Annotated in this window: 16 protein-coding genes, 9 tRNA genes and 1 pseudogene; 7 read left to right on the top strand and 19 right to left on the bottom strand. The window is 62.4% G+C overall.

Annotated features, from left to right (window positions below; all coding sequences use genetic code 11):
• Window positions 1–13: 13 nt before the first annotated feature.
• On the top strand, window positions 14–253 hold the full coding sequence (locus EJB06_RS02330) for a hypothetical protein (RefSeq protein ID WP_126072378.1): 240 nt from the start codon (window positions 14–16) through the stop codon (window positions 251–253).
• On the opposite strand, the gene EJB06_RS02335 is transcribed toward EJB06_RS02330, so the two are convergent.
• The 16 genes from EJB06_RS02335 to EJB06_RS02410 form a co-directional block, all read right to left on the bottom strand.
• Complete coding sequence (locus EJB06_RS02335; protein ID WP_126072379.1) at window positions 250–546, bottom strand: hypothetical protein; 297 nt, start codon at window positions 544–546, stop codon at window positions 250–252. The two genes, EJB06_RS02330 and EJB06_RS02335, sit on opposite strands and share 4 nt — an antisense overlap.
• Before the next feature lie 151 nt (window positions 547–697).
• Window positions 698–2629 (bottom strand): SurA N-terminal domain-containing protein, encoded by a 1932-nt coding sequence (locus tag EJB06_RS02340; RefSeq protein WP_126072380.1) that lies wholly within the window; start codon window positions 2627–2629, stop codon window positions 698–700.
• A 210-nt stretch (window positions 2630–2839) separates the two neighbouring features.
• Window positions 2840–2916, bottom strand: a tRNA-Asp gene (locus tag EJB06_RS02345).
• A 22-nt stretch (window positions 2917–2938) separates the two neighbouring features.
• Window positions 2939–3015, bottom strand: a tRNA-Asp gene (locus EJB06_RS02350).
• A 23-nt stretch (window positions 3016–3038) separates the two neighbouring features.
• Window positions 3039–3115 (bottom strand) — tRNA-Asp (locus tag EJB06_RS02355).
• Between the two features lie 25 nt (window positions 3116–3140).
• Window positions 3141–3217 (bottom strand) — tRNA-Asp (locus EJB06_RS02360).
• Between the two features lie 22 nt (window positions 3218–3239).
• Window positions 3240–3316: transfer RNA gene (locus tag EJB06_RS02365), tRNA-Asp, on the bottom strand.
• A 23-nt stretch (window positions 3317–3339) separates the two neighbouring features.
• Window positions 3340–3416: transfer RNA gene (locus tag EJB06_RS02370), tRNA-Asp, on the bottom strand.
• 25 nt (window positions 3417–3441) lie between these two features.
• A tRNA-Asp gene (locus EJB06_RS02375) sits at window positions 3442–3518 on the bottom strand.
• A 32-nt stretch (window positions 3519–3550) separates the two neighbouring features.
• Window positions 3551–3626 (bottom strand) — tRNA-Val (locus tag EJB06_RS02380).
• 66 nt (window positions 3627–3692) lie between these two features.
• Entirely contained in the window at window positions 3693–3965 is a 273-nt protein-coding gene (hbs, locus tag EJB06_RS33035) for a non-specific DNA-binding protein Hbs (protein WP_054262580.1), read from the bottom strand.
• Between the two features lie 148 nt (window positions 3966–4113).
• Entirely contained in the window at window positions 4114–6531 is a 2418-nt protein-coding gene (gene lon / locus EJB06_RS02390) for an endopeptidase La (protein ID WP_126072381.1), read from the bottom strand.
• Window positions 6532–6815: 284 nt separating this feature from the next.
• Window positions 6816–8084 (bottom strand): ATP-dependent Clp protease ATP-binding subunit ClpX, encoded by a 1269-nt coding sequence (gene clpX / locus EJB06_RS02395; RefSeq protein ID WP_126072382.1) that lies wholly within the window; start codon window positions 8082–8084, stop codon window positions 6816–6818.
• Between the two features lie 218 nt (window positions 8085–8302).
• Window positions 8303–8920 carry an ATP-dependent Clp endopeptidase proteolytic subunit ClpP gene (gene clpP, locus EJB06_RS02400; protein WP_126072383.1) on the bottom strand — a complete coding sequence of 206 codons (618 nt, stop codon included), beginning with the start codon at window positions 8918–8920 and terminating at the stop codon, window positions 8303–8305.
• A 36-nt stretch (window positions 8921–8956) separates the two neighbouring features.
• Window positions 8957–10297: a trigger factor gene (gene tig / locus EJB06_RS02405; protein WP_126072384.1), complete on the bottom strand. Its 1341-nt coding sequence runs from the start codon at window positions 10295–10297 to the stop codon at window positions 8957–8959.
• A gap of 33 nt (window positions 10298–10330) precedes the next feature.
• A tRNA-Leu gene (locus EJB06_RS02410) sits at window positions 10331–10417 on the bottom strand.
• Between the two features lie 226 nt (window positions 10418–10643).
• Between EJB06_RS02410 and EJB06_RS02415 the strand changes: the two genes are divergently transcribed.
• Window positions 10644–12011, top strand: coding sequence for an MATE family efflux transporter (locus EJB06_RS02415; protein WP_126072385.1), 1368 nt, complete (start codon window positions 10644–10646; stop codon window positions 12009–12011).
• A gap of 887 nt (window positions 12012–12898) precedes the next feature.
• Here the strand turns inward: EJB06_RS02415 and EJB06_RS02420 are convergent.
• The 3 genes and pseudogenes from EJB06_RS02420 to EJB06_RS02430 form a co-directional block, all read right to left on the bottom strand.
• Window positions 12899–13081, bottom strand: a pseudogene (locus EJB06_RS02420) (hypothetical protein); the annotation flags it as partial.
• Window positions 13082–13359: 278 nt separating this feature from the next.
• Window positions 13360–16461 carry an efflux RND transporter permease subunit gene (locus tag EJB06_RS02425; protein WP_126072387.1) on the bottom strand — a complete coding sequence of 1034 codons (3102 nt, stop codon included), beginning with the start codon at window positions 16459–16461 and terminating at the stop codon, window positions 13360–13362.
• Window positions 16458–17600: an efflux RND transporter periplasmic adaptor subunit gene (locus EJB06_RS02430; RefSeq protein WP_126072388.1), complete on the bottom strand. Its 1143-nt coding sequence runs from the start codon at window positions 17598–17600 to the stop codon at window positions 16458–16460. The genes EJB06_RS02425 and EJB06_RS02430 overlap by 4 nt, the downstream gene beginning before the upstream one ends.
• 194 nt (window positions 17601–17794) lie before the next feature.
• On the opposite strand from EJB06_RS02430, the gene hpnC reads away from it, so the two are divergent.
• The 5 genes from hpnC to EJB06_RS02450 all read left to right on the top strand — a co-directional run bounded on the left by hpnC (window position 17795) and on the right by EJB06_RS02450 (window position 22050).
• Window positions 17795–18604 carry a squalene synthase HpnC gene (hpnC, locus tag EJB06_RS02435; protein ID WP_126072389.1) on the top strand — a complete coding sequence of 270 codons (810 nt, stop codon included), beginning with the start codon at window positions 17795–17797 and terminating at the stop codon, window positions 18602–18604.
• 109 nt (window positions 18605–18713) lie between these two features.
• Window positions 18714–19547 (top strand): presqualene diphosphate synthase HpnD, encoded by an 834-nt coding sequence (gene hpnD / locus EJB06_RS02440; RefSeq protein WP_126072390.1) that lies wholly within the window; start codon window positions 18714–18716, stop codon window positions 19545–19547.
• Window positions 19540–20865: a hydroxysqualene dehydroxylase HpnE gene (hpnE, locus tag EJB06_RS02445; protein WP_126072391.1), complete on the top strand. Its 1326-nt coding sequence runs from the start codon at window positions 19540–19542 to the stop codon at window positions 20863–20865. The genes hpnD and hpnE overlap by 8 nt, the downstream gene beginning before the upstream one ends.
• A 124-nt stretch (window positions 20866–20989) precedes the next feature.
• On the top strand, window positions 20990–21127 hold the full coding sequence (locus EJB06_RS31660) for a hypothetical protein (RefSeq protein WP_164557780.1): 138 nt from the start codon (window positions 20990–20992) through the stop codon (window positions 21125–21127).
• A 17-nt stretch (window positions 21128–21144) separates the two neighbouring features.
• Window positions 21145–22050 (top strand): DUF1700 domain-containing protein, encoded by a 906-nt coding sequence (locus EJB06_RS02450; protein ID WP_126072392.1) that lies wholly within the window; start codon window positions 21145–21147, stop codon window positions 22048–22050.
• Window positions 22051–22066 lie beyond the last annotated feature (16 nt).

Consider the following 22066-nt stretch of genomic DNA (forward strand, 5'->3'; position numbering starts at 1 on the left):
ACGCGAATACGACATGGTGCCTGCCAATATCCGATTCGAAAAAGCCGCGCGCAATGCACGGCCGCTGTGGCGGCAAAGCCGATCATCGCTTATTCCGATTGCCTTTTTTCCGCTTGCATCCGAATCGCCTGGCCCCGAGGATATTCGCCGGTACGGCACCGCCGTCTTTGCAGCGCTGCCGCTATTGCTGCTGTTAATATTCCAGGGAATTAGGCTGTACGAAAAGGGAAACGGCACGGGATTCCAGGTTTAGCCCACTGCCAGCGCTGTGTCGGCGGGTTTCAGCGTCCAGTGCATGCTGTCCGGAGTGTCCGCTTGCCAGCCCTGACGCGCGAGCGCAAAGATCAATTTGCCGATACGGTCGAAATCGGTCCTTGCCTCCGGCGCGATGCGCACCGCGATATGCCCGGCTCCTCGCGCCGCAAGCAGATCGACCATCTCGAACGCCTGCATTACGCCGACACCATTCACCGAATAGGCCGCCTTCCCGATGAGCACGACTGCAGCGGCGGCCGCGTCGTGAGCCCGTCCTTCGATCTGATCCATATTCATCTCCCATTCCGGCATGCCGGTGCGCCGATCGGGTGATCGGTTTGCGCCCTCGATCTTACAAGATCGACTGCCGCCCCGAGCAAGCAAGGGACGAAAAAAAACCCGGCAGCGCAAGCGACCGGGTTTCGATCCGACTCGACAGCGATTACTTCACTGCCGGCGCATCCTTATCATCCGCCGCGGCAACCTGGGTCTTGGCGACGATCTTGACCTTGGCTTTTTCCTTGAGCGCGTCGACGTAACCGCGCATCTCGATCTGGCCCAGCACGCCGGCGATCTCTTGCTGCTCGGCGCTACGGCGGGCAGCGTCCGGCTTGGCCGGCTGCGATACCTTGCTGATCCGGTAGACACCGTAACCGATGCCCGGCAGATCCACGCCCACATACGCCGGCAGCTTGGAGGCGTCGGCCTTCAGCAGCGCCGGCGTCGCTGCCGGGTTGACCGCTGTCGGTGCCACGCGGCTGACGACTTTCGGCGCGCCGAAGCCGGTGGCGTCGCCGCTGGCCTTGGCTGCTGCGATCCTGGCTTCGCCGGCTTTCTTGGCCAGGCTGGCCGCTTCCTGCTGGGCCACGCGCACTTTGATGATGTCCTGCACTTCCGCCAGCGGACGCTTGCTCGACGGCGAGTACTCGACGATGCGGGCCGATACCAGCATGCCCGGCTTGACTTCGATCGCCTCGGTATTGTGCTTGTTCTTGACCACGCTGTCCGAGAACACGGCGTTCAGGAACTTCGGATTGTTCAGCGGCGACTGGCCCAGGGCCGGGTTCGGCGTACGCGTCACGTTCTCCAGCGTCTCGATCTTCAGTTTCAGCTTGTCGGCCACCGGTTTCAGGCTGGCGGACTGGTCGTACACGCCTTCGCTGAAGATCTGCTGCAGTTCCGAAAACTTCTTCGACATCTTCGGCTTCTTCACTTCGGCCAGGATGGTGTCCTTGACGTCGGCGAACGGCTTGATGGTTTCCGGCACCAGCTTGGTGACGGTCACGATGTGGTAGCCGTATTCCGACTCGACCACGTCGCTGATCTCACCCTGCTTGAGCTTGTACACGGCGTCTTCCACCGCCGGGCTGATCATGGTGCCCTTCTTGGCCACGCCCAGGTCGCCGCCCTGCTCGGCGGTCGCCACGTCCTGCGACTTGGCCTTGGCGACGTCGGCGAAGGTGGCTGGCGCCTTGCGCAGCTCGGCCAGCGCGGCGTCGGCCTTGGCCTTGGCGGCGGCCTTGTCGGCCGCGCTCGCGTTCTTGGCGGCCGTGAACAGGATGTGGCTGTACTGGCGCTCTTCCGGCGTGCCGAAACGCGCCTTGTTGGCTTCGTAGAAGGCGGTCACTTCCGCATCGCTCACGCTGACCAGGCCTTCGACCGCGGCCGCGTCCAGCACGACGTATTCGATCCTGGCTTTTTCAGGCACCTGGAACAGGGTCGCGTTCTTGTCGTAGAACGCCTTGACCATCTCGTCGGTGACCTTGACCTGGGCTTGCTGCTCGCTGGCCGGGAACAGCATTTCCTGGACTTCGCGTTCTTCGTCGATGATGTTCGACAGGCGGTCGCCGACCGTGCGCGGCAGGAAAGCCGTTTCCTGCACGGTGCCGGTCACCTGGCGCACCACGAAATCGCGGCGCAGGCCGGCCTCGTACTGGTCGGCCGTCATGCGCGCGTTGCGCAGGGCCGCCTTGTAGACCTCGACGTCGAACTTGCCGTTGGTTTTGAATTCCTCGTTCTGCTGGATCGTGTTCACCAGCACCTCGTCGCCCACGGTCAGGTGGCTGCGGTCGATTTCCGCTTCGACGGCGCGCTGCGCGATCATGGTATCGAGCACTTCGCGCTTGAATTCAGGGGTGTCGAAGCGCTTCTGGTCGAACTGCGCACCGAGCATGGCGCGATACTGGTCGACCTGACGGCGCTGGGCTTCTTCCCACTCGGGCTGCGTGATCTTCCTGCCGTTCACGTTCGCCACTTCAATGGTGCTGTCGGTGTTTTCGTTGGTGGCCATGCCGCCGACCACCAGGAACGAGGCAGCCAGCAAGACCAGCATGATCTGGATCCAGCGTTTGTGACTACGAATAAATTCAAACATGGTTTGCCAATTCGAGATAAATAAAACTGCGATTGAATGCGATCGAGACGCACATATAAAAAAAGGCGAACTTGCGTTCGCCTCTTCTTTTTTTTGACAGGACTGCCAGGACCCGGCCGCCTTGTGCGAACCATGGAATCGGCGTGCTGGCGACTCCTGAACCCCGGCGCACTCCCCGATCAGGGACTGCACCATCGTACTGCTATATGCTGGCGGAGCGGACGGGACTCGAACCCGCGACCCCCGACGTGACAGGCCGGTATTCTAACCAACTGAACTACCACTCCTAAATCGTTTCTTCTTTTTCATTGGCGGAGCGGACGGGACTCGAACCCGCGACCCCCGACGTGACAGGCCGGTATTCTAACCAACTGAACTACCACTCCACAACATCATTTCTTTTCTTCATTGGCGGAGCGGACGGGACTCGAACCCGCGACCTCCGACGTGACAGGCCGGCATTCTAACCAACTGAACTACCACTCCTCAAATCCGAATGCGCATCTTTTACTGGCGGAGCGGACGGGACTCGAACCCGCGACCCCCGACGTGACAGGCCGGTATTCTAACCAACTGAACTACCACTCCTCAATCGTTTCTTCTTTTTCATTGGCGGAGCGGACGGGACTCGAACCCGCGACCCCCGACGTGACAGGCCGGTATTCTAACCAACTGAACTACCACTCCACAACATCATTTCTTTTCTTCATTGGCGGAGCGGACGGGACTCGAACCCGCGACCTCCGACGTGACAGGCCGGCATTCTAACCAACTGAACTACCACTCCTCAAATCCGAATGCGCATCTTTTACTGGCGGAGCGGACGGGACTCGAACCCGCGACCCCCGACGTGACAGGCCGGTATTCTAACCAACTGAACTACCACTCCGTAAAAGATACTAGGTACTGCATGCCAGGCTCTGGTGGGGGCTGAGAGGCTCGAACTCCCGACCCGCGCCTTGTAAGGGCGCTGCTCTACCAACTGAGCTAAACCCCCGCAAGCACACCTGTGTCACCAGGTGTTGCTGACATTTTCCGGTGATTGTCACCTCACCGAAGGACATTAGTTTACTGCATCTTTAAGCGCTTTACCAGCTTTAAATTTAGGAACTTTCGCCGCCGCGATCTTGATCGCTTCCTTGGTGCGCGGATTGCGCCCGGTGCGCGCGGCACGCTCGCCCACCGAGAAGGTGCCGAAGCCGACCAGCGTGACGCTGTCGTTCTTCTGCAGGCTTGCGGTGACGGCATCGATCATGGCGTCGAGTGCGCGCGTGGCCGAGGCCTTGGTGATGTCCGCCGACTTCGCGATTTCTTCGATCAATTCTGTTTTGTTCACTTGTGCCCCATTACATAAGATATGCGGCAAAAAGAAATCCGCAGCGCGTATTAAACAAGCCGTCCACTTGCGTGTCAAGCCAAATACCACCCCTGAAAAGAAACAAGCGCCACGAGGACGCTTGCTTGGGAACGGCTGTAGGGACGGCTTAGTGCTTGACGACGTCCGTCTGCGCAACCGCGCCATCGACACCGGCGGCAGCCGGAACGGCAGCGACGGCCGGCACTTCCACCACCGGCACCGGCATGCTGGCCAGCGCGATTTCAAGCACCTTGTCGATCCAGCGCACCGGAACGATTTCGAGCTTGTTCTTCACGTTGTCCGGAATGTCGGCCAGGTCCTTGACGTTCTGCTCGGGAATCAGGACCGTCTTGATGCCGCCGCGATGCGCCGCCAGCAGTTTCTCTTTCAGTCCGCCGATCGGCAGCACTTCGCCGCGCAGGGTAATCTCGCCCGTCATCGCCACATCGGCGCGCACCGGAATCCCGGTAAACACCGACACCAGCGCGGTAGTCATCGCAATACCGGCCGATGGACCGTCTTTCGGGGTGGCGCCTTCCGGCACGTGAATGTGAATGTCGGCTTTTTCGAACACGTCATTCTTGATGCCGAGGCGGTTGGCGCGCGAACGCACCACGGTGCGCGCCGCTTCGATCGATTCCTTCATCACGTCGCCCAGGGTGCCGGTGCGGATCACGCCGCCCTTGCCCGGCATCTGCACCGCCTCGATGGTCAGCAGATCGCCGCCCACTTCGGTCCATGCAAGGCCGACCACCTGGCCGATCTGGTTTTCCTTCTCGGCCACGCCGAAGTCGTAACGGCGCACGCCCAGGAACTTGTCGATATTCTTGTTGGTGACGGCGACCTTTTTATCGGCCTTTTTCAGCAACAGCATCTTGACGACCTTGCGGCAGATCTTCGAGATTTCGCGCTCGAGCGAACGCACGCCGGCTTCCCGGGTGTAGTAGCGGATGATGTCGCGGATCGCGCCTTCGGCCACGGCGATTTCTTCTTCCTTCAGGCCATTCGCCTTGATCTGCTTGGGCAGCAGGTAACGCTGGGCGATGCTGGTCTTTTCGTCTTCCGTATAACCGGACAGGCGGATGACTTCCATGCGGTCGAGCAGCGCCGGCGGAATGTTGAACGAATTCGAGGTCGCCACGAACATCACGTCCGACAGGTCGAAGTCGACTTCGATGTAGTGGTCCGAGAACGTGTGGTTCTGTTCCGGGTCCAGCACTTCGAGCAGGGCCGAGGACGGATCGCCACGGAAGTCCGCGCCCATCTTGTCGATTTCGTCGAGCAGGAACAGCGGGTTGCGCACGCCGACCTTGGCCAGCGATTGCAGCACCTTGCCCGGCATCGAACCGATGTAGGTGCGGCGGTGGCCGCGGATCTCGGCTTCGTCGCGCACGCCGCCCAAGGCCATGCGCACGAACTTGCGGTTCGTGGCCTTGGCGATCGACTGGCCGAGCGAGGTCTTGCCGACGCCGGGAGGACCGACGAAGCACAGGATCGGCGCCTTCAGTTTGTCGACGCGTTGCTGGACCGCGAGATATTCCAGGATGCGTTCCTTGACCTTGTCGAGACCGTAGTGATCGCCTTCGAGCACTTTTTCGGCGTTCGACAGATCGTTATTGACCTTGGATTTTTTCTTCCACGGCAGATTGACCAGGGTGTCGATGTAGTTGCGCACCACGGTCGCTTCGGCCGACATCGGCGACATCAGCTTGAGCTTCTTGAGTTCGTTGGTCGCCTTGTCCAGCGCTTCCTTCGGCATCTTGGCGGCGATGACTTTCTTTTCGAGTTCGTCGATATCGGCGCCATCTTCGCCCTCGCCCAGTTCTTTCTGGATCGCCTTGACCTGTTCGTTCAGATAGTACTCGCGCTGCGATTTTTCCATCTGGCGCTTGACGCGGCCGCGGATGCGCTTTTCCACCTGCAGGATGTCGAGCTCGCCTTCGAGCTGGCCGAGCAGGTGCTCGAGGCGCTTGGCGACGTTGAAGATTTCGAGGATCACCTGTTTCTGCTCGAGCTTGAGCGGCAGATGGGCGGCGACGGTATCGGCCAGGCGGCCGGCGTCGTCGATCCCTGCCAGCGAAGCGAGGATTTCAGGCGGAATTTTTTTGTTCAGTTTGACGTACTGGTCGAACTGCTGGACGATCGCGCGGCGCATCGCCTCGACTTCCGAATCGTCGCCGATTTCGGAATTGAGCGGGGTCAGGTCGGCGATAAAGTGCGTCGGCGCATCGCTGATGTGGTTGATGCGCGCACGCTGGGCGCCTTCGACCAGCACCTTGACGGTGCCGTCGGGCAGCTTAAGCATTTGCAGGATGTTGGCCACGCAACCGATCTCGTAGATGTCGGACGCGGACGGCTCGTCTTTGGCAGCGGCTTTCTGGGCCGCCAGCATGATGCTCTTGCCCTGTTCCATGGCCGCTTCCAGCGCCTTGATGGACTTGGGGCGGCCGACAAACAGCGGGATCACCATATGCGGGAAGACGACCACGTCGCGCAACGGCAGTAAGGGCAGCGTCGTTTGCTCGGTTAATTTGGAAGTTGTCATGGCATACCTTATAGAAAGCGTGTTTACAATATTGGCACCATCTGCCAAAACACAAGACCGGCGGATAAAATATTTCTACAAGTTATTTGAGTATTCATCAACTTGATTCAAATACAACCGGAATAATCTAAAAAAACTTTATCGGAACATCAAATAAAAAAGCCACTGCGCAGCGTATGCGCTGCGAGTGGCTTTTCGAATGAAGCCTGATTCTTTTATTGAGGTAAATTGTACCGCCAAGAATTCAGGAATCAATGCTTTTGTTGCGTGCGCGGCGCAGAATTTCAGTTTTCGCCGGATGCCTTGGCGCTTTCGCTGTAAATCAGTAAAGGTTTCGCGCCGTTCGTGATCGAATTTTCATCGATAACGACCTTGATCACATTCTGCTGATTCGGCAATTCGTACATCACGTCGAGCAGCGCATGTTCGAGAATCGAACGCAAACCGCGCGCACCGGTCTTGCGTGCCAATGCCTTGCGGGCAATCGCGTGCAAGGCGGCCGGACGGATTTCCAGTTCCGCGCCTTCCATTTCGAGCAGCTTGGAATACTGCTTGATCAAGGCATTCTTCGGCTCGATCAGGATCTGGATCAGCGCTTCCTCGGTCAGTTCCGACAAGGCGGCGACCACCGGCAGGCGGCCCACCAGCTCGGGAATCAGGCCGAACTTGATCAGGTCTTCCGGTTCCGCTTCCAGCAGCACGTCGGCGCTGGAGCGCTGCGACTCGCTCTTGACGCTGGCCGAGAAGCCGATGCCGCTCTTTTCCGAACGGTTCTGGATGATCTTGACCAGGCCGTCGAACGCGCCGCCGCAGATGAACATGATATTGGTCGTGTCGATCTGGACGAAATCCTGGTTCGGATGCTTGCGCCCGCCTTGTGGCGGTACCGATGCCATGGTGCCTTCGATCAGCTTGAGCAGCGCCTGCTGCACGCCTTCGCCGGAGACGTCGCGGGTGATCGACGGATTGTCCGATTTGCGCGAAATCTTGTCGATCTCATCGATGTAGACGATGCCGCGCTGGGCCTTGTCGACTTCGTAATTGCAGCTTTGCAGCAGTTTCTGGATGATGTTCTCGACGTCCTCGCCCACATAACCGGCTTCGGTCAGGGTGGTGGCGTCGGCGATCACGAACGGCACGTTGAGCATGCGCGCCAGGGTCTGTGCCAGCAGGGTCTTGCCCGAACCGGTAGGACCGACCAGCAGGATATTGCTCTTTGCCAGTTCGACTTCGTCTTTTTTGCCCAGGTGCTTGAGGCGCTTGTAATGGTTGTAGACCGCAACGGACAGGATGCGCTTGGCCGTCTGCTGGCCGATCACGTACTGGTCCAGCAATTCCTTGATCTCGTTCGGGGTTGGCAGGTCCGACTTGGCGCCGGCCACCGTTTCGACGTTCGAGGTCTCGTCGCGGATGATGTCGTTACACAGGTCGATGCACTCGTCGCAAATGAAGACGGACGGACCTGCGATGAGTTTCTTCACCTCGTGCTGGCTCTTGCCGCAGAACGAGCAGTAGAGGAGTTTTTCGCCGCTGGAGGATTTTTTGTCTGACATGGGGCAGGTTTCTATTGAATTGCTATAAATGTAACGCGAACAGAGGCGCAACATGAGTGTGCGCTAACAGCATGCTACCCGAAATAAAAACGAAACGCCCGAACGTTGTAGCGCCGGGCGTTCTTTCAGCAACACCTCAGGTGAACGCGACAACCGCGCCGCCGCACGCGGGGTTGCCCCCTTGTGCGACGCCGGCCGGCACGACCCGCGCTGACAACTTATTCGCGCTTCGCAAGGACTTTGTCGATCAGACCATACTCAGCAGCTTCTTCGCCGGACATGAAACGATCGCGGTCGGTATCCTTGTGGATCTGTTCCATCGTCTTGCCCGTGCGTTCGGCCAGGATGTGGTTCAGGCGCTCACGCAGGTACAGGATTTCCTTGGCCTGGATTTCGATGTCCGAGGCCTGCCCTTGCGAGCCGCCCGACGGCTGGTGAATCATGATGCGCGAGTTCGGCAGCGAGAAACGCTTGCCCTTGGCGCCGGCCGCCAGCAGGAAGGCGCCCATCGAGGCCGCCATCCCGGTGCACAGGGTCGACACGTCAGGCTTGATGAAGTTCATCGTATCGAAGATCGCCAGGCCGGCCGAAACCGATCCGCCAGGCGAGTTGATGTAGAGCGAAATATCCTTGTCCGGATTCTCGCTCTCGAGGAACAGCAGCTGGGCGACGATCAGGTTGGCCATCTGGTCATGCACCGGCCCGACCATGAAAATCACGCGTTCCTTGAGCAGGCGCGAGTAGATGTCGTACGAGCGCTCGCCGCGGCCGCTTTGCTCCACGACCATCGGGACGAGGCCGAGTGCTTGTGTATCCAATGCCGGATTATGATTCATACCTGTCTCTTCCTTTGTAAGCAGCCTAAAACAATCTTAAGCTTGTGCGTTGCTTCCCATCAACTCGTCGAATGCAACAGCCTTGGCTGTGACTTTCGCGATACCGAGTACATAGTTAACGACGTTTTCTTCCAATACAAGAGCTTCGACTTCCGACAGGCGGCGGCGATCGCTGTAGTAGTACTTCAGCACTTCGCGCGGATCTTCGTAGCTTTGGGCGAAATCTTCGATCTGTGCCTTGACCTGCTCAGGGGTTGCCTGCAGCTTGTTGTCGCCGACCAGCTGCGACAGGATCAGGCCCAGGCGCACGCGGCGCTCGGCCTTGGTGGCGAACAGTTCTTGCGGGAATGGCATGTCCTTGACATCCATGCCGCGCTGCGCCATGTCCTGGCGGGTCATTTCGGCCAGGCGCTCGGCGTCCTGGGCGATCATGACCTTCGGCACTTCCATTTCGGTGACCTTGACCAGGGCATCCATCACGGCTTCCTTGTTGCGTGCCTTGACGCGGCCCGCGACTTCGCGTTCCAGGTTGACCTTGATGTCGGCGCGCATCTTGTCCAGGTCGCCATCTTCCATGCCCAGCGATTTGGCGAACTCGGCATCGACTGCCGGCAGGTGCGCCCATTCCAGCTTTTTCAGGGTGATGGTGAACTCGGCGGTTTTGCCTGCCACGTCGGCGCCGTGGTAGTCCTCAGGGAAAGCCAGCGGGAAGGTCTTTGCTTCGCCGACCTTCAGGCCGACGGTCGCGGCTTCGAATTCCGGCAGCATGCGGCCTTCGCCGAGCACGAAGGCGTAGTCTTCGGCTTTGCCGCCTGGGAATTCGACGCCATCGATCACGCCGACGAAGTCGACGGTGACGCGGTCGCCGTTGGCTGCGATGGCTTCGCCGCCGTCGCCGTGTTCGCCGGCTTCACCCTTGGTGTGGTAGTGCACGCGCTGCTTGCGCAGGATTTCGATGGTCTTTTCGATTTCCGCTTCCGACACGTCGGCTTTCACGGTCTCGATCTCGACGCCCGACAGGTCGCCGATGACGACTTCAGGATAGACTTCGAAGGTGGCGTCGAACGACAGCACGCCTTCGGCGGAATCTTCCTTTGGTTCGATTTTTGGGAAACCGGCAACGCGCAGCTGGTTCTCGTTCGCAGCTTCGTTGAATGCGCGGCCGACTTTGTCGTTCAGTACGTCCGATTCGATCTGGTAGCCATATTGCTGGGCAACCATTTTCATTGGCACTTTACCTGGACGGAAGCCAGGTGCCTTGGCCGATTTGGCCTGCTGTTTCAGGCGCTTTTCCACTTCCGTACGGACGTCAGTCAGCGGAAAAGAGATCGTCAAGCGACGTTCGAGTTTACCCAGGGTTTCGACTGCAGTTGCCATGTAAAAATCGTCCAAAAAATAGTATTAAACTCGTGGTGCGAGGAGGGGGACTCGAACCCCCACACCATTGCTGGCGTCAGGACCTAAACCTGGTGCGTCTACCAATTTCGCCATCCTCGCGGGATCGCATCCGGCGCCACCATGGGCGGCCGCATGCACCTTTCCATCTGAAAAAACAAAGGGCGCCCGACAGTGAAACCGGCCGCCCTGCACTGCCTTTGTTAGGGGCTACAACTTCAACCCGGTATTTTACTGGATTTTCTGACCACATAGGGCGTTTTTTGAATCGAGCTCGGGCGGCGTATAATTTGGAAACGTTTTCAGTCCTCTAAAGAAATACCTCCGCATGCCCTCCAATCAGATCAACAAAGTCCGCAACGCCAGTCTGTTCGCCATGACCTGGCCGATCTTTATCGAACAGCTCTCGCATATCCTGCCCGGCGTGGTCGATACCTTCATGGTCAGCCACCTCGGCGATTCGGCGGTGGCCGGGCTGGCGGTGGCCAATCAGATTGTCGGCTTCTGCATCATCCTGTTTTCGTTTGTCGGGATCGGCAGCGCGGTGGTGCTGACCCATTATCTCGGCGCGGGCGACCGGGCCGGCGCCGAGCGCGTGGCGGCCACGGCGGTCGGCATCAATTTCTGGCTGGGGATGGTGGTCAGCATGGCGATCTGGGCCTTCTCGGCCGACATGCTGCGCCTGCTGCACCTGCCGCCGCAACTGATGCCCTACGCCCAGCCCTTCCTGGCGCTGATGGGCGGCACCTTGTTCATCGAATCGATCAACATCGCCTTCGGCTCGGTGCTGCGCGCGCACGGGCACACGCGCGAAGCGATGTTCGTCGCCATCGGCATGAACGTGCTCAACCTGATCCTGAACGTGGTGCTCATTTTCGGCCTGCTGGGCGCGCCGAAGATGGGCGTGATCGGCGCCGCGCTGTCGACCGTCATCAGCCGCGCCGTGGCCTGCGTGGCGCTGGCCTGGCTGGTGCGGCGCCAGCTCAAGCTGGGCGTGCGGCTGTCGTGGCTGATGGACCTGTCGCGCGCGACCCTGGCGCGCATCCTGCGGATCGGCTTGCCGGCCGCCGGCGAGAATCTGTGCTGGCAAGCCAGCTTCATGGTAATCACCTATTTCGTCGGGCAGATGGGCGTGGCGCAGCTGGCCACGTTTTCGTATGCGATCCAGCTGTCGATGATCATGATGATGCTCGGCATTTCAATCGGCATCAGTACCGAGATCATGATCGGCCACATGATCGGCGCGGGCGAGTTCGACCAAGCCTACCGGCAACTGCTGCGCAGCCTGCGCGTGGGGCTGGGCGTGACAGTGGCGACCACCTGCGTGGTGGTCCTGCTGGCGCCGTGGCTGCTGGGTTTTTTCAGCAAGGACCCGGCGATCGTCGCCGGTGGCGCGGTGCTGCTCAGGATCAGCCTGCTGCTGGAACCGGGCCGCACCTTTAATCTGGTGGTGATCAACTCGCTGCGGGCGACGGGCGATGCGCGTTTTCCGGTGCTGATGGGTGTGTGTTCGATGTGGGGCGTGGCGGTGCCGCTGGCATGGCTGCTGGGCCTGCATCTGGGCTGGGGATTGATTGGTGTGTGGATCGCGTTTACGTGCGACGAGTGGGTGCGCGGGCTGGCGATGTATGCCAGGTGGAAAAGCCGGGTATGGGAAAAACATGCACGCGCGGTACGCGCGCATGTGGCGGCTTGACTCAAAAAGACCGCGGCCAGAAAGGCGTCGTCCCCGCGACAGAAAGGCGTCATCCCCCCGACGGAATGGCGTCATCCCCGCGACAGAAAAGCGTCGTCCGCGCGACGGAATGGCGTCACCCCCGAGATAGAAAGGCGTCATCCCCGCGACAGAAAGGCGTCATCCCCGCGACAGAAAGGCGTCATCCCCGCGACAGAAAGGCGTCATCCCCGCGACAGAAAGGCGTCATCCCCGCGACAGAAAGGCGTCATCCCCGCGACAGAAAGGCGTCATCCCCGCGACAGAAAGGCGTCATCCCCGCGACAGAAAGGCGTCATCCCCGCGACAGAAAGGCGTCATCCCCGCGACAGAAAGGCGTCATCCCCGCGACAGAAAGGCGTCATCCCCGCGACAGAAAGGCGTCATCCCCGCGACAGAAAGGCGTCATCCCCGCGACAGAAAGGCGTCATCCCCGCGACAGAAAGGCGTCATCCCCGCGACAGAAAGGCGTCATCCCCGCGACAGAAAGGCGTCATCCCCGCGACAGAAAGGCGTCATCCCCGCGACAGAAAGGCGTCATCCCCGCGACAGAAAGGCGTCATCCCCGCGACAGAAAGGCGTCATCCCCGCGACAGAAAGGCGTCATCCCCGCGACAGAAAGGCGTCATCCCCGCGACAGAAAGGCGTCATCCCCGCGACAGAAAGGCGTCATCCCCGCGACAGAAAGGCGTCATCCCCGCGACAGAAAGGCGTCATCCCCGCGACAGAAAGGCGTCATCCCCGCGACAGAAAGGCGTCGTCCCCGCGAAGGCGGGGACCCAATGTCGCCGCTCAGCCGAAGGCTGCGGAAAACTTGGGTCCCCGCCTGCGCGGGGACGACAGCTTTAAGCTAGCGGATTGGACGGCGATTACGTCCGCAGCGCAACGGCGTCGACCGGCTTCTTGACCCGGAACCAGGCCGCATACAGGGCCGGCAAAAACAGCAGGGTCAGCGCCGTCGCCACCACCAGCCCGCCCATGATGGCAACGGCCATCGGTCCCCAGAACACCGAACGCGACAGCGGAATCATCGCCAGCGCGGCAGCGGCCGCCNGTCGTCGCTCAGCCGGAGGCTGCGGAAAACTTGGGTCCCCGCCTGCGCGGGGACGACGGCCTTATCTAGCGGATTGGACGGCGATTACGTCCGCAGCGCAACGGCGTCGACCGGCTTCTTGACCCGGAACCAGGCCGCATACAGGGCCGGCAAAAACAGCAGGGTCAGCGCCGTCGCCACCACCAGCCCGCCGTCGTCGCTCAGCCGGAGGCTGCGGAAAACTTGGGTCCCCGCCTGCGCGGGGACGACGGCCTTATCTAGCGGATTGGACGGCGATTACGTCCGCAGCGCAACGGCGTCGACCGGCTTCTTGACCCGGAACCAGGCCGCATACAGGGCCGGCAAAAACAGCAGGGTCAGCGCCGTCGCCACCACCAGCCCGCCCATGATGGCAACGGCCATCGGTCCCCAGAACACCGAACGCGACAGCGGAATCATCGCCAGCGCGGCAGCGGCCGCCGTCAGGATGATCGGCCGGCAACGACGCACCGCCGCTTCGATCACCGCGTTCCACGGCTCCGCGCCGGCCGCGATATCCTGCTCGATCTGGTCCACCAGGATCACCGAGTTACGGATGATCATGCCGAACAGCGCAATTACGCCCAGGTTCGCGACAAAGCCGAACGGACGGTCCAGGATCAGCAGCGCCATCGCCGCGCCGGCCACGCCCAGCGGACCGGTCAGGAACACCAGCAGCGAGCGCGAGAAGCTGTGCAGCTGCAGCATCAGCAGGGTGAACACGATGAACAGCACCAGCGGCACATTCGCCGCGATCGACGCTTCCGCCGCCGCGCTGTCGGCAGCAGCGCCCGCCAGCGAGATGGTGTAGCCCGGCGGCAGCGCCGCGCGCAGGTCGGCCAGCTTCAGGCCGATCTGGTCCGACACGGTCGGCCCCTGGATGCCGTCAACCACATCGGCCTGCGCCGTGATCGCCCATTCGCGGCCCTCGCGCCAGACCACGCCCGGTTCCCACACGAAGTGCGCGCGCGCAATCTGCGACATGGTCACCGACTTGCCCGAGGCGGTCGGGATATTGGTGTCGTTGAGCACCGCGATGGTGGCGCGCTCCTCGACCGGCTGGCGCACCACGATGTCGATCAGCTTGTTGTCTTCGCGGAACTGGCCGATGGTGGTGCCCGACAGGATCGTGTTCGCCGCGCGCATCACCGTCTGCGAGGTCACGCCCAGCGCGCGCAGTTTTTCCTGGTCCAGGTCGAGGCGCAGCACCTTGACCGATTCGTTCCAGTTGTCGTTCACGCCGATGGCGTTCGGGTTGGCGCGCATGATGTCCTTGACCTTGTCGGCAAAGTCGCGCACGACCGCGATTTCGGGACCGGCGACGCGGAACTGCACCGGATACGGCACCGGCGGCCCGTTCGGCAGCAGCTTGACCCGCCCGCGCACTTCCGGGAAATCCTTGCTGAAAATGTCGACGATCTTCAGGCGCAGCGCTTCGCGGTGCTCCAGGCCCTTGGCCAGCACCACCACCTGCGAGACGTTCGATTGCGGGAAGATCTGATCCAGCGGCAGGTAGAAGCGCGGGCTGCCGTTGCCGACGTAGCTGGTCACGCTCTCGACGTTGGTTTCCTTGGCCATCAGCTTCTCGAATTTTTTCACCAGCGCTTCGTTGGCCTTGAACGAGGTGCCTTCCGGCGTCCACATCTCGACCATCAGTTCGGGCCGGCTCGAATCCGGGAAGAACTGCTTCTCGATGAAGTTAAAGCCGTACACGCCGAGGAAGAACACGCCCAGGCTCAGCGCGATGGTGGTCTTGCGCCACTCCACGCACCAGGTGACGATGCGGCGGAAGCGCTGGAAGCCCGGCGTGTTGAACAGGTCGTGCTCGCTTTCGCCGGCGTTATGCGGCTTGACCTTGAGGATCATGTAGCCGATATACGGCGTAAACACCACCGCCACCAGCCAGGAGATCAGCAGCGCCAGCGCATTGACCGAGAACATCGAAAAGGTGTATTCGCCGGCCGCCGACTTGGCCAGGCCGATCGGCAGGAAGCCGGCCGCCGTGATCAGGGTACCGGTCAGCATCGGCATCGCGGTCGAGGTGTAGGCGAAGGTGGCCGCTTCGAAGCGCGACATGCCCTCCTCCATCTTGCGCACCATCATTTCGACGGCGATGATGGCGTCATCGACCAGCAGGCCGAGCGCGATGATCAGCGCCCCCAGCGAAATCTTGTGCAGGTCGATGTCGAAAAAGCGCATGAACAGGAAGGTAATGGCCAGCACCAGCGGAATCGTCAGGGCGACCACCAGGCCGGGCCGCGCATCGATGCGCAGCGGCTTGGTGTGCAGGCCCAGCGCCAGGAAACTGACCGCCAGCACGATCACCACCGCTTCGATCAGCACCTTGATGAATTCGCTCACCGAGGCCGTCACCGCGCGCGGCTGGTCCGATACCCGTTCGAGTTCGATGCCGACCGGCAGTTGCGACTTGATGCGCGCCACGGTCTCTTCCAGGCCTTTGCCCATCTGAATGATGTTGCCGCCCTTTTCCATCGACACGCCCAGGCCGATCACTTCCTTGCCGTTAAAGCGCATCTTTTCGCGCGGCGGGTCTTCGTACTCGCGCTTGATGGTGGCAAAGTCGCCCAGGCGGATGGTGGTGCCGTTGGCGCGCAGTTCCAGGTTTTCCAGGTCCTTGGCGGTGGTCAGGGCGCCGGTGACGCGCACCTGCAGGTTGTCGCTGTCGGTGACCAGCACGCCGGTCGCTTCGACCGCGTTCTGCGTGGCGATCTGGTTGGCGATGACTTCGAAGGGCACGCCGAGCTGCGCGAATTTCTTGTGCGAGAACTCGATGTTCACCTTCTCGGCCTGCACGCCGAACTGTTCGACTTTCGATACCAGCGGCACGCGCAGCAGTTGCTGGCGCACGAAGTCGGCGTATTCCTTGACTTCGGCATAGTTGAAGCCGTCGGCCGAGAGCGCGAAGATCGAGCCGTAGGTGTCGCCGAATTCATCGTTGAAGAACGGTCCGATCACGCCCGGCGGCAGGGTGCCGCCGATGTCGCCGATTTTTTTCCGTACCTGGTACCAGGAGTTGGCGGTCTCGCGCGGCGGCGTCGATTCGCGCAGCTGCAAAATAATGATGGTTTCGCCCGGCTTGGAATAGCTCTTGATCTTGTCGATGTAGGGCGTTTCCTGCAGCTTCTTCTCCAGCTTGTCGGTGACCTGCTCGGCCATCTGCACGGCGGTCGCGCCCGGCCAGATCGCGCGCACCACCATCACGCGGAAGGTAAACGGCGGATCTTCATCCTGCCCCAGGTTCATGTAGCTGATCACGCCGCCCAGCAGCAGCGCCACGATCAGGTAGCGCGTCAGCGGAATATGTTCGAGTGCCCAGCGAGAAAGATTGAATCCCTTCATTTGGCAACCTCAACCTTCGGAGCGGCCGTGCCTACCCCCGTGCCCTTCTGCGCCGGCGCCGGCGCTGGCGTGCCCGAGGCCGTCTCCGGCGGCAAAATCGTCACTTTCTGGCCTTGCTTGATCAGGTTCACGCCGGCCGTCACCACGGTCTGCCCGACCGTCACGCCGCTGCCCAGCACCACCTCGTTGGCCGAGCTGCCGGCCACGGTCACCGGCACCATGCGCACCACGCCCTTCTCGACCACCCACACCGAGGTGGTGTTCTTTTCGTGATACAGGGCGGTGAGCGGCACCTTGATCTGCGGCGTGGCCATGGTGCTGGCGAACTGCACCATCGCGGTCATGCCCAGCTTGACGTCGGTCGCGCTATCGGGAATCGAGACCTTGACCGCGTAGGTCCGGGTGGCGGGATCGGCCACCGGCGAGACTTCGCGCACCTTGCCCGGAATCACGACATCCTGGTTGGCCCACAGGCGCACGGTCACGTCTTCCAGCTTGCGCAGGGCGTCGACCTTGTCTTCCGGCAAGCCGATGACGATTTCCTTCTCGCCCGTCTTGGCCACGCGCACCACCGGGGTGCCGGGCGCGACCACCTGCCCCACTTCGGCGTCCACGGCGGTGACCACGCCGTCGACATCCGAGACCAGGGTGGCGTAGCCGGCCTGGTTCGACTGGCCGGCATACCCGGCCTGGGCCGCGTCGACGCTGGCCTGGGCCGAATTGAAGGCGGACAGCCTGGCATCGAGAACCGCCTGGCTGACAAAATTCTTCACGCGCAATTCCTGATAGCGCTTCAGTTCCGCCTTGGCCAGGTCGCGCGCGGTTTCGGCGGCGCGCAGGTTGGCGCGGGCCTGGGCCTGCGACAACTGCAAGTCCTTGGCGTCGAGCTGCATCAGCACCTGGCCTTTTTTCACCACCGTGCCGGGATCGACTTTACGCGCGGTAATCTTGCCGCCCACCTGGAAGCCGAGCCGCGATTCGACCCGCGCGCGCACCTCGCCGGCAAACTCGGCGTTCACGCCCACGGTACTGGACGAGAGCACGATGGCGCGCACCGGACGGATGTCTTCCTTTTTTTCGGCCGGCTTGGAGCAGGCGGCCAGCAAGGTGGCCATGACGGCGGCACTGATTACAGTCATCGGTGCCAAAGGTCTTTGGCGCAGGTTTTTCACGGGGAACACGGTGTTTTCCTTTACTATGCGGTGGGCGCCACTCTGGCGATGATGTCGAGATGCTACTACTCGTTCGCCCCTGAGAGCTAACTGACTTTCTGGTTAGTAATTATAATCATGCAAATTGTATTTGCAAATGACTTTTGCGTCATTAATATCCCATGCCCGTCGATCACTACGAGAATTTCCCCGTCGCCTCGATCCTGCTGCCGAAACGGCTGGTGCCGGCGGTCGAAGCGATCTACGCCTTCGCCCGCAGCGCTGACGATATCGCCGACGAAGGCGAGGCCAGCGGCCCGGAACGGCTGGCGGCGCTGGGCGCCTACGAAGCCGCCCTGGACGCCATCGGCCGCGCCGAGGTCCAGCCCGATCCCATGTTCGCGCGCCTGGCCGCCGTCATTGCCCAGTACAGGCTGCCGCTGCAACCGTTCTACGACCTGCTGTCGGCCTTCAAGCAGGATGTCTCGACCAAGCGCTACCCCAGCTTCGAGCTGCTGCTCGACTATTGCCGGCGCTCGGCCAATCCGGTCGGCTTGCTGATGCTGTCGCTGTACGGCGCCGTCGACGAGAACAATGTGCGCGACTCGGACGCCATCTGCTCCGCCCTGCAGCTGATCAACTTCCTGCAAGACGTCGGCATCGACCGCCAAAAAGACCGTATTTACATCCCCCTGGACGATTTGCAGCGCTTCGGCGTGGCCCCGGCCGAGCTCGATCAACCGACGGTGGGCGGCAACTGGCGCAGCCTGATGGCCTTCCAAGTGGCGCGGGCGCGCGCCCTGATGCAGAGCGGCGCCCCGCTGGCGCGCCGCCTGCCGGGCCGCATCGGCTGGGAGTTGCGCCTGGTAATCCAGGGCGGCTTGCGCATCCTGGAAGAAATCGAGAAGGTCGACTACGACGTCTTCAACCAGCGTCCGCAGCTCAAGACCCTGGACTGGATGGCGATTCTGTGGCGCGCCGTGCGCATGTGACCCGCTGTCTCGCCCCTGGCCCGTGAAAAAAGCGCCGCCGGCCCCCTCGCCCGGGGCCCATCGGCTATAGAATAGCGGCTTCGCTTCGCACACCCTTGCATTTTTGACCATGTCTCCTGACGAATACTGCCAACAAAAGACCGTCCAGAGCGGCTCCAGCTTCTATTACAGCTTCCTGTTCCTGCCCCCGGAGCGGCGCCGCGCGATCACCGCGCTGTACGCCTTTTGCCGCGAGGTGGACGACACGGTCGACGAATGCACCGACCAGTCGATCGCGCGCATCAAGCTGGCCTGGTGGCGCAACGAGCTCGGGGCCATGTACGCCGGCGCGCCCACGCACCCGGTCACGCAAGCCCTGCAGCCGCACCTGACCGTCTACAACCTGCAGGAAAAGCATATGCAGGCCATCGTCGACGGCATGGAAATGGACCTCGACCAGACCCGCTACCTCGACTACACCGCCATGAAGCGCTACTGCTGGCACGTGGCGAGCGTGGTCGGCATCCTGTCGGCCAGCATTTTCGGCGTGACCAATCCGAAGACCCTGGAATACGCCGAACAGCTGGGCCTGGCATTTCAGCTGACCAACATCATCCGCGATGTCGGCGAAGATGCGCGCAAGGGCCGGATCTACCTGCCCGTGAACGAACTGCAACAGTTCGGCGTGACGGCGGCCGACCTGCTCAACGCGCGCCACAGCGACAAGTTCGAAAACCTGATGCGTTTCCAGACCGAACGCGCGCAAACCGTCTACGACGACGCCTTCGCCCTGCTGCCGAAGGAAGACCGGCGCGCCCAGCGTCCCGGCCTGATGATGGCGGCCATCTACCGCACCGTGCTCGACGAGATCGAACGCGACAGTTTCCACGTCCTGAACCAGCGTATTTCCCTCACGCCGCTGCGCAAGCTGTGGCTGGCGTGGAAGACCTACGTCCGTGGCTGACGCGGTTGCCGTCATCGGCGCCGGCTGGGCCGGCTGCAGCGCGGCGGTCGAACTGGCGCGCGCCGGCTGCAAGGTCACCCTGTTCGAAGCGGCGCGCACGCTGGGCGGACGGGCGCGCGCGGTCGAGGTGCAGGGCCGCCAGCTCGACAACGGCCAGCACATCCTGCTGGGCGCCTACAAGGAATCGCTGCGCCTGATGCGCGCGGTCGGCATCGACCTGCGCGCCGCCATGCTGCACCTGCCGTTGCAGATGCGCTATCCCAAGGGCAGCGGCGGCATGGACTTCGTCGCCCCGCGCCTGCCGGCCCCGCTGCACCTGGCGCTCGCCCTGCTGCGCGCGGACGGCCTGGCGTGGGCCGACAAACTGTCGCTGGCGCGCTTTTCCTCGACCGCGCGCTGGATGGACTGGCGCCTGCACAACGATTGCAGCGTCAGCGAATTGCTGGAGCGCTACGGCCAGACCGAGCGCCTGATCGAACTGATGTGGCGCCCGCTGTGCCTGGCCGCGCTCAACACTCCGCCCGAACGGGCCTCGGCCCAGGTCTTCCTGGCCGTGCTGCGCGACAGCCTGGGCGCCGCGCGCGCCAGTTCCGACATGCTGCTGCCGCGCCTCGACCTGAGCGCGCTGTTTCCGCTGGCGGCCGCCGCTCTTATCGAAAGCAAGGGTGGCACGGTGCGCAGCGGCGCCAAGGTGGCCGCGCTGGCGCCCGACCAGGGCCGCTGGCGGCTCGGCGACGCCGACACCTTCGACGCGGTCGTGATCGCCACCGCCCCGCCGGCGGCGGCCAGCCTGCTGGAACAGGCTGGCGCGCCCGGGCTGGCGGCCTCGCTCGGGCACTTCGAGTACGAACCGATCACCACCTGCTACCTGCAATATCCGCCCGCCACCCGGCTTGCACTGCCCTTCTACGCCCTGCGCGACAACGCCGCCAGCGGCCACTGGGGCCAGTTCGTGTTCGACCGCGGCCAGCTCGACGCCACCCAGGGCGGGCTGTTTTCGGTGGTCATCAGCGCCTCGGGCGCGGCCTCGGAACTGGGGCGCGAGGCGCTGGCCCAGGCCGTCGCCGAGCAACTGGCCCAGGTCCTCGGCCGCCCCGAACTGGCGCGGCCGGACTGGGTCCAGGTCATCAGCGAAAAGCGCGCCACCTTCGCCTGCACCCCTGGCCTGGCGCGCCCGGCCAACGCCACCGGCCTGGCCGGCCTGGCGCTGGCCGGCGACTACACCGCCAGTGACTATCCGGCAACGATCGAGTCCGCCGTGCGCAGCGGCGTGGCCGCCGCGCGCCTGCTCACGGCCATTGGCCGCAAACGCAAGTGAACGGCTATCCCCCGATTCGGTCGTTTGCGGCGCTGAAAGTGCAGCCTGTCGCATTCCGGTGGAGCTGAACTGTCCGTTTTCGTACAGTAGCACCATCGACACAGGCTTTTTACACGGACAGCACATGAACATCGCACTCGGACTTCGCGCACTCGCACTCCTGGCCTTCGTTGCCGCGAGCACCGCCGTGATCGTCTTCCCGCACCTGCTCGGCGGCGACCTGCAACTTTTCCATGCCGGCGTGGCGCTGAGCCATTCCTGATGCATAAGGCGACCATCATGGGCAAACTCGACTATCTGGACGCGCTGCGGCGCGCCATGGCCGGCATTTCCGCCGACACCCAGGCCAAGACCCTGGCCTACTACGAACAGCGCTTCGTCGACGGCGTGGCCGCCGGCCGCACCGAAGCCGAGGTCGCCGCCGAACTGGACGACCCGAAAAAGATCGCCATGACACTGCGCGCCAGCGTGCACATGCATTCTTTCGAGCAAACGAAGAATCCGGCCAACCTGATGCGCCTGCTGGTATCGGTGGTCGGACTGGCCATTTTCAATCTCTTCATGGTGGTGCCGGCGCTGGTGTACGCCTCGCTGCTGGCGATCCTGTACGCGGTCGGCCTGGCGTTCTACGTGGCCGGAATCGCCATTACCGCCAGCGGCCTGGCGGGCGCCAACGAACTGGTGCTGGACGGCCCGTTTCGCGACATGATCCTCAGCCATGCCTCGGAAGAAGAGCGCGACAAGCTGCAGGCGATCGTGACCATCGGCGAAGATGGCGTGCATTTCCGCCAGGAGCGCCTCGACCGCGACGCCGTCAAGGATGCCGTGCGCGAGGCGCATGCCGCCGTCGACGAAGTCGGCGAAGCGGTCGAGCAGGCCATCGCCAGCAGCGGGGAAGCGGCCAGCGTGGCGAAAGAAGCGGGCGACGCCGTGCGCGCGGCGGCGAGCGCCACGGCCGCCAGGAAACCCAGCGTGGTGCGCCGTGCCGAGGAAGCGGCCGGGCGCGGCGTGCGCATCACCACCGAACTCGAACCCGGTTCGCGCACCACCCAGACCTTGTTCGGCCTCGGTATCGTGCTGGCCGGGATCGTCGTGTTCCTGCTGTGCCTGCTCATCACGAAATACACCCTGATCGGCATCCGGCGCTATGTCGACATGAATGTTTCCCTGCTCAAGGGCAACTAAACGCGAAACCGGAGAA

The organism is Massilia atriviolacea (assembly GCF_003953935.1).
Taxonomy (GTDB): Bacteria; Pseudomonadota; Gammaproteobacteria; order Burkholderiales; family Burkholderiaceae_D; genus Telluria_A; species Telluria_A atriviolacea.